We start from the raw sequence: 13697 nt of genomic DNA on the forward strand, positions 1-13697 counted from the left end.
CGGTTCCTCCGAGGGGGAGCCAACGGCGCCGGAGGACGGCGCAGCGGACGGGCTGCCCATTGGGTGGGCGTGGGATGATCTGGAGGCTCCCGCGGTTGAAGCAGCGGAGCAGAGGCCGTATCGGTCGCTGTCGTCCATCGCGCTGGATTTCGCGGGAGGATCGGGTTTCGTCGCGCCCGGGCTCGGGGCGGCGCAGGGCGCGCAGTTCCTGCTCACGGACATGCTGGGCGACCACATCCTGTTCGGCGGGGTGTCGGCGGTCCAATCCGATGATTTCGGGGATTTCATCGATCGCTTCAGCGGCAGCCTCCTGTATCTGAACCTGGCGCATCGGCTGAACTTCGGAGGGGGTATCTTCCGGTTCAGCGGGCTCTTCCAGGACGTCTCCCTGAACCTGTTCGAGGAGGACGCGTACGGCGGCTTCTTCATCGCCGCCTACCCGTTCTCCAAGTTCTCCCGCGTGGAGTTGCAGGTGGGGATCGAGCAGAGCCGGCGCGTGGATCGCCCGGACATCTTCGACCTGGGACTGACCAGGCGGAACACGCAACCGGATATCCGCAACCTGACCCGTCAGGGCCTCCTCACGACCAACGTGCTGTCCTACGTCAAAGACAACACGCTGTGGCTGCCGACGGGCCCCATCGACGGCGAACGCTACGCGATTTCATTCGGTCTGACGTCCTGCTTCTCGTGCACCACGATAAGCGACGTCACGGAGAACGAGGTGACGCGCAGCGCCGTCGGCGAGAACTATTCGGTGATCCTGGATTACCGCCGCTACCTGCGCACGTCGCTGCGGAGCGCGTGGGCGCTACGGGGGTACGCCTACTTCAGCGACGGGGAGATCCCCGGTCGGGCGATCCTCGGAGGCCCCCATCAAATGCGGGGGTATCCGCGTTTCTCCATGGCCGGGTCGCGGGTGTGGCTCTTGAATCAGGAATGGCGCTTCCCCATCCTCGACGGCGTCGCGCTCGGCTTCCCGTTCGGAACGATACGGCTGCCGGGGGTGCAGGGCGGATTCTTCACCGACATCGGTCAGAGCTGGGTAGAAGGTCTTGATCCGGAGGGGACGTGGGGCAGCTACGGACTCGGACTGAGGACATCACTGGGAGGCGCGCTGGTGCTGCGCTGGGACGTTGGCCGACGCTTCCGGATCGGCGACAACGATCCGCCGGTCCGTTTCGATGCGGGCGAAGAGTTCGACGACACCTTCGTGGACTTCTTCTTCGGCTTCAACTTCTAGACGCGCGCCCGTCCGTCGCTCGTCCCGCTGCGGGCCCCGTCGGCGCTGGCCGAGGGGCCCGCCTGCTTGGGGGGCTGTTTGCCGCGGCGGCGGCCGCCGCGTGTTCGGGCGCCGGCCAGCCGCAGGCCCCGGCGCCGGACGCGGCTCTGGAGCAGGCCGCGCTCGACGGCACCGCGCTGACCGGCTCCTACACGGCCGCGTTCTCGTGGTCGCTGCGCGAGGCCGACGCGAGGTTCGCGGGGGAGGGCGCGGCCCGGGTCGGCACACCGGAGCACGCCCGCCTGGACCTGTTCGGTCCGCGCGGCGAGTTCTTCCTCGCGGCCGCCCTGGTCGGAGACGAGCTGCTCCTACCGCCGGGGGTGGGCTCCGCGCCACTCCCGCCGCCCGAGCTCTTCTGGGGCGTGCTGGGAGTGCTGCGCCGGCCTCTCGACGCGGCGCTGACCGAGTCGCACCTGGAGGAGGACGCCGTCACCCGGCTCGTGTACCGACGCGGAGAGGAACGTTGGGTCTACGAGGTCTCGGGCGGGTCGGTCGTGCAGGCCGAGTGGACCGACGACGCGGGCGGCCGCATGACGGTGGAGGTACGATCGATCGGCGCCGACGGTCGACCGTCCAGCGTGCGCTACCGGGACTGGCCGGCGTTCGTGGAACTGAGCATCGACGTGACCGACATCCAGGACGTGGAGGGACATCCGGATGAGACCTGGGACCCGGCGCTCTAGGCGCCTCGCCGCCGCCGCGACGGCTTGCCTCGCGGGCTTTCTCGTGTCCGCGTGCTACGGCTTTCAGGGAGGAGGCGGCTTCCCGCCGAACGTTCGCACGCTCTACATCGAGGTGTTCGATCTGGACCGAAGCGTCTCGCAGGTGGAGCTCCCACGCGAGCTGCGGGAGGAGATGCTCGACCGGCTGCCGGGGGCGCTCGGCGTGCGCATCGCCGCCGAGGACCAGGCGGACGCCATCGTGCGCGGGCGCATCCAGCGCTACGAGGACGGCACGCAGACGTATTCGCCGAGCGCCGCCGGGCAAACGGTCGACGTGGCCGAAAACCGCACCGTGCTGGGCGTCCAGATCGAGATCGTGGACATCTCTCGCAACGTCATCCTCTGGGAGGACGGGGGCGTGACGGGCGAGGGCGTGTGGCAGCGCGAGTCCGAGAGCGCGGAGGACGGCCGTAGGGCGGCGATCGAGGTCATCGTCCAGCGCATCATCGACGGAGCCCAGTCTCAGTGGTAGGAGGGGAAGAGCCGGCACTCACCAGCGCAGAGCGCCCCTTCCGCCTCGCCTCGCGGGGGAGCTCGCTGGCGCTCTGGCAGGCCGAGCACGTCGCGGGACTGCTGCGTAACTCCCACGCCGGCCTGATCGTGCAGATCCACGTCGTGAAGACGACCGGGGACCGGGTCACCGATCTCCCGCTCGCGATGATCGGCGATCGCGGGCTGTTCACCAGGGAGGTGGACACGGCGGTCCTGGACGGGCGTGCGGACGGCGCGGTGCACTCGCTGAAGGACCTGCCTACTCGTCTGGAAGAAGGCCTCGCGCTGGGCGCGATACTGCCGCGGGAAGATCCCTCCGACGCGCTGGTGACCGCGCCGAGCGTGCCTGGCAACCTGGCGGATCTCCCGAGCGGCGCGCGCGTCGCCACCAGCTCTCTGCGCAGGCGCGCGCTTCTCCTCGCGGCGCGGCCCGATTTGGCCACCCCCGACATCCGCGGCAACGTGGACACCCGGCTCGCCAAGGTCGCGTCGGGCGAGGTGGATGCGGTCGTGCTCGCCGCCGCGGGGTTGCGACGGCTCGGTCGGGCGGACCGCATCGACGAGCTTCTCGACGTCCCCGCGTGGCTGCCCGCGGTGGGCCAGGGTGCGCTCGCGGTGTCCTGCCGGGAGCGCGATGAGCCCACCCGCGCCCTGCTCGCGCCGCTCACCCATGACCCGACCGAGCGGGCCACCGCCGCGGAGCGCTCGCTGCTGCGCCGACTCGAGGGCGGTTGCCAGATACCGATAGGCGCGTTGGCCACCGTGGTGAGCGGGCGTCTGGCGCTGCACGGACTCATCGCGTCGCTCGACGGGCGGCGCCTCGTGCGCGGGGAAGGGGAGGGGCTCCCAGGGGACGCCGAGGCGCTAGGCGAGGAGCTCGCCGAGCGGCTGCTGCGGGACGGCGGCGGAGCCATACTGGCAGACCTGCGCGCGCACGCGGCCCGGGACGCGGCGACCGAATGGACGAGGGCGTGAGCGCCGGCGGCGCGCCGCGCGACCCGCGCGGAAAGATTCTCGACAGGGACGCGCTTCTGGAACGCTACGGCAGGCCGCGCGCCGAACGGGTGGTCTTTACCAATGGGTGCTTCGACCTGCTTCATCGCGGGCACGTGGAATACCTGTTCGCCGCGCGCTCGCTGGGGGACGTTCTGGTGGTAGGGCTCAACGCGGACGCGTCCGTGCGCCGCCTCAAGGGAGCCGAGCGGCCCATCGTGCAGCAGGAGGACCGGGCGCTGGTACTGGCGAGCCTGGAGTGCGTGGACGCGGTGTGCGTGTTCGAGGAGGATACGCCGCGCGAGTTGATCGCTCGCCTGCTGCCGGACGTGCTGATCAAGGGCGGGGACTACGCACCGGAGGACATAGTGGGCAGAGCCGAGGTCGAGGCCGCGGGAGGCGTGGTGCGTGTGCATCCCGCGGTGGAGGGGTACTCGACGACCGGTCTGGCCAGGCGGCTCGGCGGGGACTCCTCGTGAGCCGGCCCGGCGGGCGCCGCGCGGAGGCGCTGAGGGAGGTGACCCTGGAGCTCGACGCCGCGCCCTACGCGGAGGGTTCCTGCCTGATCCGGTTCGGAGACACCGCGGTGCTGTGCGCGGCGAGCGTGTCCGAGGAGGTGCCGCGGTGGCGCAGAGGCGCGGGGCTCGGTTGGGTCACCGCCGAATACGCGATGCTGCCGCGCTCCACGCACCGGAGGACCAGCCGCGAGCGCGCCGTGCCGCGGGGCCGCACCCAGGAGATCCAACGTCTCATCGGCCGCTCGCTCCGGACCGCCGTGGATCTGGAGGCCCTGGGGGAGCGACAGATCATCGTCGACTGCGACGTTTTGGGCGCCGATGGCGGCACTCGCACCGCAGCCATCACCGGCGCGGCGGTGGCGCTGGCAAGGGCGTGCGAGTGGCTCGTCGCGGAAGGGCTCGCGGCGCGCTCGCCCATGCGCGAGCTGGTGGCTGCGGTGAGCGTGGGCGTGGTCGACGGAGAAGTACGCCTGGACCTGGAGTACGTCGAGGACTCCGCCGCGGACGTCGACTTGAACCTCGTGGGGCTGGAGTCGGGCGGGATCGTCGAGGTTCAGGGGACGGGCGAGCAGGTGGCCTTTTCGAGGCAGGAGCTGGACGTCATGCTCGATCTCGGCCTGGACGGGATACGCGAGCTTCTCGCGGCGCAGAGACGCGCTCTCTCGGACGGTTCTCCCTGATCGCGCATCTCAGGCCTTGAGCGATCCCGCCGGCGAGGGTCCTCTCCTCGTGGCGACGCGCAGCGCGCACAAGCTCGCCGAGATCCGGCGGATCCTACCGGGCATCCCGCTCGAGTCCCTGGCCGAAGCCGGAATACCACCCGACCCCGTGGAGGATGAGCTCGAGGGCCGGCCGACCTTCATCGGCAACGCCGTCGCCAAGGCGAGGCATTTCGTCGAACGGACGGGCCGCCGGGTCGTGGCCGATGATTCGGGGCTGCGGGTGGACGCGCTCGGGGGACGGCCGGGGGTGCGCACCAAGCGGCTGGCCCTGGACGAAGGCGTCGAAACGGGCGCCGGGGTGGACGACGCCAACAACCGGACGCTGCTGCGCCTGTTGCGCGATGTACCCGGCGGAGAACGAGGCGCCTACTACGTGTGCGCCACGGTGCTGGCCGGCCCGGGCGGCGAGACCCGAGCCTCGCTCGGCACCTGCCGCGGTTCCATCGCATGGGAGCCGAGCGGAGCTGGCGGTTTCGGGTTTGATCCGCTCTTCCTACTGGAGGACGGCCGCACCATGGCGGAGCTGTCCGACGCCGAGAAGGACGCCCGCAGCCACAGGGGGCGAGCATTCCGGGCGCTGCTGGGCTAGCCGTCGCGCGCCTCACTAGCGTTCGATGGTCGTTCGCCAAACGATGTGGTGACCGCTGGCCGCGATGAAGAGCCCGCCGCGGGTATCCGTGGCGACCGCGGCCGGCGCTGCGACCGGCGTGACGCCGGCGGCTTCCAACTCAGCGGTAAACTCCGCAGACCCGGTACCAGCGAAAGTGTCGATTCCGCCGCCGGAGACAGACACCCTGCGTACCCGGTTGTTATCGGAGTCCGCGATGAACAGGGTGCTCCCGGCGTCGGCCACGGCGATGCCGCTGGGCGAGTCGAGCGAGGCCGCGATGGCTGGCCCACCGTCGCCGGAGAACCCGGGGGTGCCGTTGCCGGCGATCGTCCGGATGGTTCCCGTTGCGAGGTCGACGGCTCGGATCCGGTGCTCCGCGCGGTCGGCCACGTAGAGCACGTCGCCGTCGAGGGCCAGGCCGGCGGGCGCCCCCAGGCTCGCTTCGGTCGCGGGCCCGCCGTCTCCCTCGGAGCCCCTCCGGCCCGAGCCGGCGACCGTCACCAGCGTGCCGTCCGACTCCACTCGCCGAACCCGCCCCGAGCCGGCCTCCGCGAAGTACGGTCGCCCGCTCGCGTCGAGCGCCAACCCGCTCGGCACGGACAGCGGAGACGCGGCCGCCACCGAGCCGTCCGCCGCCGTGCCCTGCACGCCCGTCCCCGCTATGAGCGTGAGAGTCCCGCTGGACAGATCGAGCAGAAACACCGCGTGCGCCCCGATGTCGGCGACGTAGAGCCCGCCGAGACCATCCGGCAGCACCGCGACCGGGCGCGCCACGCACACGTCGTTGGCGCAACTCGAGGTGCGGGCGACAACCTCGAGAGCGCCGCCGACGGCGAAGCGCTGCACCATGCGCGACGCCGTGGATGCCACGTACACGACATCGTTCCCGTCCACGGCGAGGCCGCGTGGCTCGGCTAGTTGGCTATCGAGGGCGGAGGCGCCCACCGAGCTGCCCGCCGACTCCGGAACGCCGGCCACGCGGCGCATGATGCCCGGATTGTCTCCCAGCACGAGCACCGGATCACCGCAGGCGAGCGCGGCCAGACAGATCGCGCCGACGCTCAGACGTTCGGGCCGATTCGTCACGGGACCGGCGTGATCCATAGGTCGAAGCCACCCCCGGATGGACGGGTGAACGCGAGCAGGGCGCCGTCGGGCGATACCGCCGGCTCCCGACCGCCGGACGTCTCCGGCACGGGGGCGTCCCCGGTCCCATCCACGGCCACGGATCGGATGCCGCCCGAGGTCACGTAGAACACGCGTTCACCGTCCGGCGACCACGCCGGCTCCCGACCGAGCACGAGCTCGCGGAATTCCGAGCCGTCGGCGCGAGCCAAGGCTACCGACGGCTCGACCGGCTCGTAGAGCGTCTGCTCCATGACGCAGAACACGCCGAAGGCCCCGGACTGGGTGCAGGTGACCAGCGTCGAGTCGCCGAGGGGAGCGCGGGTGAACGCGATCCACTCCCCGTTCGGACTCCACGCAGGCGAGATTCCGTCCTCGCCGCCCGGCAGGGCCACTGGATCGCCTCCGCCGGGAGTCCACGTGTAAAGCGCCCGGCCGTCGCTGAACACCAGCGCGCCGCCGGGACCCCAGGACGGCCCAAGCGCGTAGACGCCATCCGCGCGCAGCACGCGCTGGAACGGAAGATCCCGAAACTCTCTCACGCCCACGCCCGCGGGGCCGCGGGTCAGGTCTACCCTGAAGCCCTCTGGCCTCAGTTCCACCGCCGGCTCGCTTTCCGGCGGGGCGGCACTCCCCAGATCGCGGACCCGCAAACGCGCCTGCAGCAGCATCGGCGCGAACTCCGTGAAGGCCCCGTCGCACTCGACCGGCTCGGGAGGCGGTACGCACGCCGTCCCGGCCAGCACGCGTTGGATCTGGAGAAAGGCCACGCGCCCACCGGCGCCGTCCAGCGCCGGCGCCACCAGCACCCCCGGGTTGACGGTACCGATCTGGATCTCCGGGAGCAGCGGTTCGGCCACGCCCCCTCCGGCCGGGATCGACAGCAGGACGCCGTCGGTTCTGGGCAGGAGGTCGAAGCCGGGGGACGTGTAGACGATGCGGGCGCCGTCCGGGGTCCACGTCGGCGCGTGCTCGTCCCCGGGCGAAAACGTCAAGCGGGCCGTGCCCGAGGCTTCGGGACCTCTGTCCCTGGCGTCGAACGGCGCCGGTGCCTCCCGGCAGGCGGCAGATCCTCCCGCCGCCCCGAGCACGGCTGCCACGGCGCAGAGCCGACGCCCCCGATGGGCTCCTCGACCGGGCCGGTACGGAAGCATCAGAAGGTCACCTCGAGGCCGAGCCGGACCTGCAGCGGCTCCCCGAAGAACAGGCTCGGATCGAAGCGGTCCAGGGACGCGGCGAGACGAACGCGCGCGTACTCGCCCGAGTCGATGATACCGTCAGCGTTCAGGTCGCCGAGGTCGCTATAGCGGGGCGATTCTCTCGGGATGGGATCGGCGAGGGTCTCGCCGAGCGGGCCGAACACCTCGGCCGTCGATGGCGATATCGTACCCGTGGAGCGCCGCACGGCGAGCACGTCGTCACGCGCGAGCAGATTCCGGCCCTCGGCGAATACGCGCCATGCGCAGCCGGCGCAGAGTGCGGCTTCGGCCAGGGTCCACGAGGCTCGGGCGCGCAGATCGGCGCTCCAGGGAAGGAACGCGCCGTCTGCACGCGCGGTGTCCTGCTCCGCGAACTGGATCGGCGTGCCGCTGCGGGCCTGCAGGAAGATCGCTCCCCCCCAGGGTCGGGCGCGCTCGCCGTTGGCACGGCCCAGGTATGCCGCCACGTCCAGCGCGTGGCGCCGGTCGAACGCGAGCGGCGTCTCCACGCGCCCGGCATCGGCGTCGATCTCGTCTCCGCCCAGCACGCCGGTGGATACGCCCTCGGCTTTCTGGAGAGCGTATCCGGCGCTCAGTCGGCCGCTGTCCCAGCGCGCACGCACGCCGACTTCCACCCCGTTCACCGTGCCGAAGTCCCCGGTGGTGAAGCGCCGCGGGCCCTCTCCTCCGAAACGCAGGTCACCGGTGGCGAGATTTCCAAGCTCCTTGCGAAAGCCCGTGAGGGCGATGGCAAACGACTCCCCGAAGAGGTGGTCCAAGCCGAACTCGTATGCGGTTCCGCGCTCGAAAGTCAGCTCGGGATTGCCCTGCACGCGAATGTCGGTGCGCAACGAGTCGCCGAGCGCCGTGTCGAAAAAGAAGCGGAAATCCGGAGGTTGGGTGACGATCCCGTAGGACAACCGGAAGGCGGTTCGACGATCGGTCCCGGGAATCGGACCCGCCAACGCGATGCGCGGACTGAAGCTCCGCTGCCAGTTCGTCTCCAGCACCGGCGCTCCGGGATCGGCGCGATCCGAAAGGAAGGTGAGTCCGGGCCGGAACGCCTCGACGCGCCCTCCCATGTGCACCGTGATGCCATCCTCGGATTCGAGCCTGCCCTCGACGAAGCCTGTCAGAATGCGGGGGAAGAAGCGCGCGAAGGTCGGGGACGACCCTGCCAGGTGGGCTCGAGTGCGCTCGTAGAGCTCGACCCGAAACAGCTTCGCGCTGACTCCCGCGCGCAGCGAGCTGCCCTGCGCGGCGACGATCTCGCCCGTGACGTCCACGCCGCCCATGTCCGACCGCGTCCAGTTGGCCAACTCGGGTGTTCCCGTGGTGAAGAACAGGCCCTCGGCGGCGGGGCCGAACGGGGAGCCCGTTGCCCCTCCCGGCGCGACGTACCCCGGTACGCCTCCGCCGTCGGCTAGCTGGTCGTCGATCGGCGAGCGGACGAAGTCCTCGCCGATGAAGTCGAACCCGGTCGGCCTGAACCCGCCGACCTCCGCTCCATCTTCCAGCGCGCCCAGATCCACGGCGCCAAGGCCGCGGTCGATGCGAACGCCGTACCCGCGGGCGGTCGCGTTGGCCGCCCACGAGGCGTAGGACCGGGCCCAGGTCAGGCTCGCGAGCCCCATGGTCCCGCGCACGCGTTGGCCCAACTGGAACCGATCGTTGTACTTGAACTCGGGCGTATAGAGGAGGCGCTGGCGTCGGTTGCGCAGGAGCGAGACCGAGAGGTTGGTCGTGGAGCCGATCGGCTGATCGACTCGCACGAAAGCGATCAGCTTGTCGCCGGTCTGAAAGGGCAGCCGGTCCGATTCGAACGGGCAGGAGAAAGCCGCCAGTTCCGGGTCGTCGCGCACCTGCCGCAAGGCGGTGGCAACGGAGGGTTCGGCCTCACTCGGCGACAGGCAGGTCAACCCCCGGCTGCGAGGCCCGGCGTCCAGCTCGCCTTGCAGCAGCAGGTCGACGAAGAGCGAGGTTCCAGCTTCGGAAACGGGTCCGCCAGCCGAGGCAGACACCCCCGTGAAGCCGGTAAGAAGCGACGACGGCGCCCAGTGATCGCTGAGCGCCGAAACGCGTCCTTCCCAGCGGTCGGGATTGCCGCGCCTGGTGGCGTAGCGCACGACGCCGGACAGGGCGGACCCGTACTCTGCCCCGAAGCCGCCCGTGACGACATCGACCTCTTGCAGGGACGTAGGCGAAAACTCGAGCCCGAGCCCGCGACTCGACGCTTCGAGTTGGTTCTTCAGCTCGACCCCGTCGATGACGTAGGACTCCTGTCCGATGCGTCCGCCGCGGAAGTGTCCGTCGGTGACGCCCGCCGCGAGCTCGATCGCTTCCTCGATGGCGTCGATGGGCAGCTCGCGCAGATCCCTGCCGATGACAACCTCGTGCGAGACGGAGCGCTCGGGCTCGATCAGCGGGACGGCGTCCGCCTCGACGGTGATGCCTTCCACCTGGACGGGCGCCGGGATGAGCACGACGCGCCCGAGATCCGCGCCCCGACCCGCGGAAATGCGCACCTCTGACAGCGTGACGGAACGGTGGCCGAGCAGAGATATCCGCACGTCGCGCGGGCCGACCGGTACCCCCACGAGCACGAATCGGCCGTTCTGGGCGGTGACGCCACGCAAAGGTAGGCCCGCGATCGCGACGAGCGCGCCGGGGATCGGCGATCCGTCCTCGGATACCACCATGCCGAAGACGCGGCCGGACATCTGCGCGGCCGCGGGCTTGGCGTGCGTCACGAGGAGAACAGCCAGCGACGCGGCGAGCACCGCCGCTTTGAGGACCCTGGGGGATCCGTGCATACGCGCGGTCCTGGTGGTGTGGGCGCGCCGGTCGGTGCCGGTATCCGGGCGGGCGGGATGGCGCTGCAAGAGGAAAACGCCCGGCGCGGCGGGACTGTGACGTGGCCGTCGGGCGCTGCGGTGCACCGAGGGATGGACTCCGCTCGGTCTCCGGTCTAATCTCTGCAGATGTCCAGGTCCTCGATCGGGGTGGCCATCGCCTCGAGCACCAACCTCGCGTCGGACGCGGGAGCAAGAATCGCGAGCGTCGGCGGAAACGCCGTCGACGCCGCCATCGCGGCCGCGTGGGTGGGAGCCATCGCCGAGCCGGGCATCTGTGGGCCCGGCGCCGGCGGATTCGTCACGGTCTGGCAACCCGATGGGGTCCCCGTCATCATCGATGGCTACATAGCCATGCCGGGGCGCGGCCTCCCCCCCGAGCGGTTGGGGGAAGGGACGACGAAGGTCTTCATCGGGTACGGCGGCGGAGTAACGATGCACGTCGGCCACGGCTCCGTGGGCACGCCCGGAGGCCCCGCGGCGCTGGCCGCCGCGTCCGAGCGCTTCGGGCGGGTGCCGTGGAGCGAGGTCCTGGAGCCGGCCATCGACATCGCCACGGAAGGGTTCCCGCTGTCCCCGGCCGCACGCCACTACCTGGAGTACGCCGGCGTCGACGTGTTCGGCTGGCATCCGGATAGCCATGCAGCGCTGCACGATTCGGATGGCCGGCTCAAGGACCAGGGAGACCGGATCCGGGTCGACCACCTCGCGGGAAGCCTGGAGCTGATCGCCCGCAACGGCGTCGAGGAGTTCTACACAGGCGACATAGGTCACGTGATCGCGGCGGACATGGGCCAAAACGGGGGCCTGATCACGCTGGAGGACCTGGCCGAGTATCGGCCCATCATTCGGCAGCCCCTGGTCGGCCGGATCGGCTCCTGGCGCGTAGCTACGAATCCGCCCCCGGCCATCGGAGGGGTCGTGCTCTGCGCCATGTTGGGGTCGATGGACGGGCGGCCTTCCGACCCGTGGACCGAACGGGATGTCGCCCACCTGGTCGACGTCCAGACCCGCGTCCTGGGCTTCAGGCGAGAACGCGTGGACACGCGCGCAGACGTGGAGGCCGCCATCGAAGAGCTGCGCCTGGCGTTCTGCTCGCCGTCCACCATCCACACTTCCGCGGTCGACGCCAGCGGGCTGGCGTGCTCGATCACCCTGTCGGCGGGTTACGGTTCCGGGGTCATGACTCCGGGGACGGGCCTGTGGCTGAACAACTGCCTGGGGGAGATCGAGCTCAATCGACGTGGGCTCCACGCCTGGCCGGTGGGCTCCCGCCTGGTGTCGAACATGGCGCCCAGCGTGGCATGGGACGAGGACGGTGAGGTCATCGCCATCGGCACGCCGGGCGGCGACCGCATCCCGACGGCGATGCTGCAGGTGCTCACCAACCACGCCTCTGCGGGGATGACCCTGCAAGAGGCCGTCGACCACCCGCGCCTCCACATCGAGGCGACCGACGAAGGGCCGGGGGTCGTGTCGGAGCCTGGAATCCCGCGCCTGGAAGTGGGTATGCCGTGGCGGAGCTTCGACGACCTCTCCATGTACTTCGGCGGAGTCGGCGTCGCCTCGTGGTCTCCCTCTGAGGGTCTACGGGCTGCCGCGGATCCCCGGCGCGCAGGCGCCGTGGCGATTAGCGGGCTGGAAGGCGATTGATCGGGCTCCAACCGGCCGTTAGGCTTGCACTGCCTGCTGCCAGACGTCGTGGAATCCGGGTTTCGGACGCGAAGAGGAGGTGAGCGTGGCCGTCTCAAGAGAGAAGTCATGACCACTCGCACGTGGGCGATTGCTGCTCTGATCTCGTCTGTCCCCTTCTCCACGTCCGCTCAGTCCGCCGGTGCGCGGCCGCCCGTTATCGACGTGCATTTGCACGCCCCGATGAGTTCGGGGCCGGTCGAGGAGTTCGCGGCGAGCCTTCAGTCCCGGCTGGACTCGATGGATAGCCTGAACGTCCGGTTCGCCGTCCTGAACGGCGTTCCCGACGTGCTGTTTGCTTGGACACCGGAAGTCGAGAGGCGGATCGGCGTACTCCCCAGCCTTCTCTTCCCATGCGTCAATGGCTTGGCGGTCATGTGGGGCCGCCCCTGCTTCGAGAACGGGGAAGACTGGCCGGACCTCGATCGTCTGCGGGGCGATATCGAGTCGGGTCGCGTGAAAGCGCTAGGGGAGATCGCGACGCAGTTCCTCGGTCTGACGCCGTCGGATCCCGCACTCGAGCCGTACCTCGCCCTTGCGGAGGAGTACGACCTCCCCGTGTTCATCCACATGGGACCGGGCGTCCCCGGGACCAACTACGGTGGCGGAATAGGGGATCTCGCCGTTCCAGATTACCGTGCCACCGCAGGGAACCCTCTGCTTCTGGAAGAGGCCTTGTTGCGGCACCCCGGCCTACGGGTCGCCGTCATGCACGCGGGCTGGCCGCTGGCCGACGAGATGGTGTTCATGCTCCACCAGCATCCCCAGGTTTACGCGGAGGTGGGGCTCCTCCAATACACAGAGTTGTTCCCCCGGGCCGAGTACCACTCCTTCCTGAGGCGCCTCGTCCAGGCGGGTTTCGGCGATCGAATTCTCTTTGGCTCGGACGGTCGTCTAAGCGAAGGCATTGACGCCATCATCGAAGCCGATTTCCTGAACGAGCAGCAGAAGAAGGATATCCTCTGCAACAACGCTGCTCGATTCCTCCGGCTCGACGAGGATGTCTGCAAATAGACACGCCTGGGTCACCGCGGCGTCCGGTTGACAGCCCAGGCGCCGAAACTGGGCTCGACGTGGGCTTGTTTAGTGGCTGGTCGGCGCCGTCGCTCCGATCGTCCTGGCGGGCGTGAGTGCCTAGCGGGCGGCGCTGAGGGGTCACCTTGACATTCTCCATCTACGACCTACGCCTGAGAGCGAACCTGTTCGGCACCGCCATCCTCGTGTTTGACGTGGGTGGAGGGGCCCAGGTGGTCATCTCAATGCGGACGGGTTCGCTGTGTCCCTTCTGTCCCCGCGTGCGGGGCCTTAGACTTGGTGGCGGCGGAGCAGGGAGGGGCCAGCCAAGCGTGTCATCTTTGGCGTTGTGAGGAGGCAACGCCGAATCGCAAGACGCCAAAAACGGCGTAAAGCCTTACACGGGGCGTGGCGCAGTCCGGTAGCGCACCTGCTTTGGGAGCAGGGGGTCGCCGGTTCGAATCCGGCCGCCCCGA

At 70.0% G+C, this 13697-nt stretch carries 12 protein-coding genes and 1 tRNA gene; 10 read left to right on the forward strand and 3 right to left on the reverse strand.

All coding sequences use genetic code 11. The features are described 5' to 3' along the window. From ABFS34_13340 to ABFS34_13370, 7 genes are all read left to right on the forward strand, one after another. Positions 1–1243, forward strand: a 1243-nt coding sequence (locus ABFS34_13340; GenBank protein ID MEN8376425.1) for a hypothetical protein, incomplete at its 5' end; no start/stop codon positions are given. A gap of 359 nt (positions 1244–1602) precedes the next feature. Then, positions 1603–1965 (forward strand): hypothetical protein, encoded by a 363-nt coding sequence (locus ABFS34_13345; protein ID MEN8376426.1) that lies wholly within the window; start codon positions 1603–1605, stop codon positions 1963–1965. Continuing rightward, a complete protein-coding gene (lptE, locus tag ABFS34_13350) occupies positions 1940–2476 on the forward strand; it encodes an LPS assembly lipoprotein LptE (GenBank protein ID MEN8376427.1) in 537 nt (178 codons plus the stop codon). Before ABFS34_13345 ends, lptE begins: the two co-directional genes overlap by 26 nt. Further along, a complete protein-coding gene (hemC, locus tag ABFS34_13355) occupies positions 2470–3471 on the forward strand; it encodes a hydroxymethylbilane synthase (protein ID MEN8376428.1) in 1002 nt (333 codons plus the stop codon). The genes lptE and hemC overlap by 7 nt, the downstream gene beginning before the upstream one ends. Continuing rightward, the gene (gene rfaE2 / locus ABFS34_13360; GenBank protein ID MEN8376429.1) at positions 3456–3968 is read left to right on the forward strand and encodes a D-glycero-beta-D-manno-heptose 1-phosphate adenylyltransferase; all 513 of its coding nucleotides are present in this window, start codon (positions 3456–3458) and stop codon (positions 3966–3968) included. The genes hemC and rfaE2 overlap by 16 nt, the downstream gene beginning before the upstream one ends. Next, complete coding sequence (gene rph, locus ABFS34_13365) at positions 3965–4687, forward strand: ribonuclease PH (GenBank protein ID MEN8376430.1); 723 nt, start codon at positions 3965–3967, stop codon at positions 4685–4687. Before rfaE2 ends, rph begins: the two co-directional genes overlap by 4 nt. A 16-nt stretch (positions 4688–4703) precedes the next feature. Beyond that, positions 4704–5318, forward strand: coding sequence for a non-canonical purine NTP pyrophosphatase (locus ABFS34_13370; protein ID MEN8376431.1), 615 nt, complete (start codon positions 4704–4706; stop codon positions 5316–5318). Between the two features lie 15 nt (positions 5319–5333). Here the strand turns inward: ABFS34_13370 and ABFS34_13375 are convergent, their stop codons facing one another. The 3 genes from ABFS34_13375 to ABFS34_13385 all read right to left on the reverse strand — a co-directional run bounded on the left by ABFS34_13375 (position 5334) and on the right by ABFS34_13385 (position 10476). Then, positions 5334–6425, reverse strand: coding sequence for a hypothetical protein (locus ABFS34_13375; GenBank protein ID MEN8376432.1), 1092 nt, complete (start codon positions 6423–6425; stop codon positions 5334–5336). Then, on the reverse strand, positions 6422–7459 hold the full coding sequence (locus ABFS34_13380; GenBank protein MEN8376433.1) for a hypothetical protein: 1038 nt from the start codon (positions 7457–7459) through the stop codon (positions 6422–6424). The genes ABFS34_13375 and ABFS34_13380 overlap by 4 nt, the downstream gene beginning before the upstream one ends. A gap of 158 nt (positions 7460–7617) precedes the next feature. Next, positions 7618–10476 carry a TonB-dependent receptor gene (locus ABFS34_13385; protein MEN8376434.1) on the reverse strand — a complete coding sequence of 953 codons (2859 nt, stop codon included), beginning with the start codon at positions 10474–10476 and terminating at the stop codon, positions 7618–7620. A 168-nt stretch (positions 10477–10644) separates the two neighbouring features. Here ABFS34_13385 and ABFS34_13390 point away from each other — a divergent pair, with 168 nt between their 5' ends. From ABFS34_13390 to ABFS34_13400, 3 genes are all read left to right on the forward strand, one after another. Then, on the forward strand, positions 10645–12168 hold the full coding sequence (locus ABFS34_13390) for a gamma-glutamyltransferase (GenBank protein ID MEN8376435.1): 1524 nt from the start codon (positions 10645–10647) through the stop codon (positions 12166–12168). A 108-nt stretch (positions 12169–12276) separates the two neighbouring features. Beyond that, the gene (locus ABFS34_13395) at positions 12277–13221 is read left to right on the forward strand and encodes an amidohydrolase family protein (protein MEN8376436.1); all 945 of its coding nucleotides are present in this window, start codon (positions 12277–12279) and stop codon (positions 13219–13221) included. Between the two features lie 402 nt (positions 13222–13623). Beyond that, positions 13624–13697, forward strand: a tRNA-Pro gene (locus ABFS34_13400).

The organism is Gemmatimonadota bacterium, from assembly GCA_039715185.1.
GTDB lineage: Bacteria > Gemmatimonadota > Gemmatimonadetes > Longimicrobiales > RSA9 > DATHRK01.

Excerpts from the sequence above, each read along its gene's own strand:
- lptE (MEN8376427.1), top strand. The coding sequence starts at position 1,940 with ATGAGACCTGGGACCCGGCGCTCTAGGCGCCTCGCCGCCGCCGCGACG.
- rfaE2 (MEN8376429.1), top strand. The coding sequence starts at position 3,456 with ATGGACGAGGGCGTGAGCGCCGGCGGCGCGCCGCGCGACCCGCGCGGA.
- ABFS34_13385 (MEN8376434.1), bottom strand. The coding sequence starts at position 10,476 with ATGCACGGATCCCCCAGGGTCCTCAAAGCGGCGGTGCTCGCCGCGTCG.
- ABFS34_13390 (MEN8376435.1), top strand. The coding sequence starts at position 10,645 with ATGTCCAGGTCCTCGATCGGGGTGGCCATCGCCTCGAGCACCAACCTC.
- ABFS34_13395 (MEN8376436.1), top strand. The coding sequence starts at position 12,277 with ATGACCACTCGCACGTGGGCGATTGCTGCTCTGATCTCGTCTGTCCCC.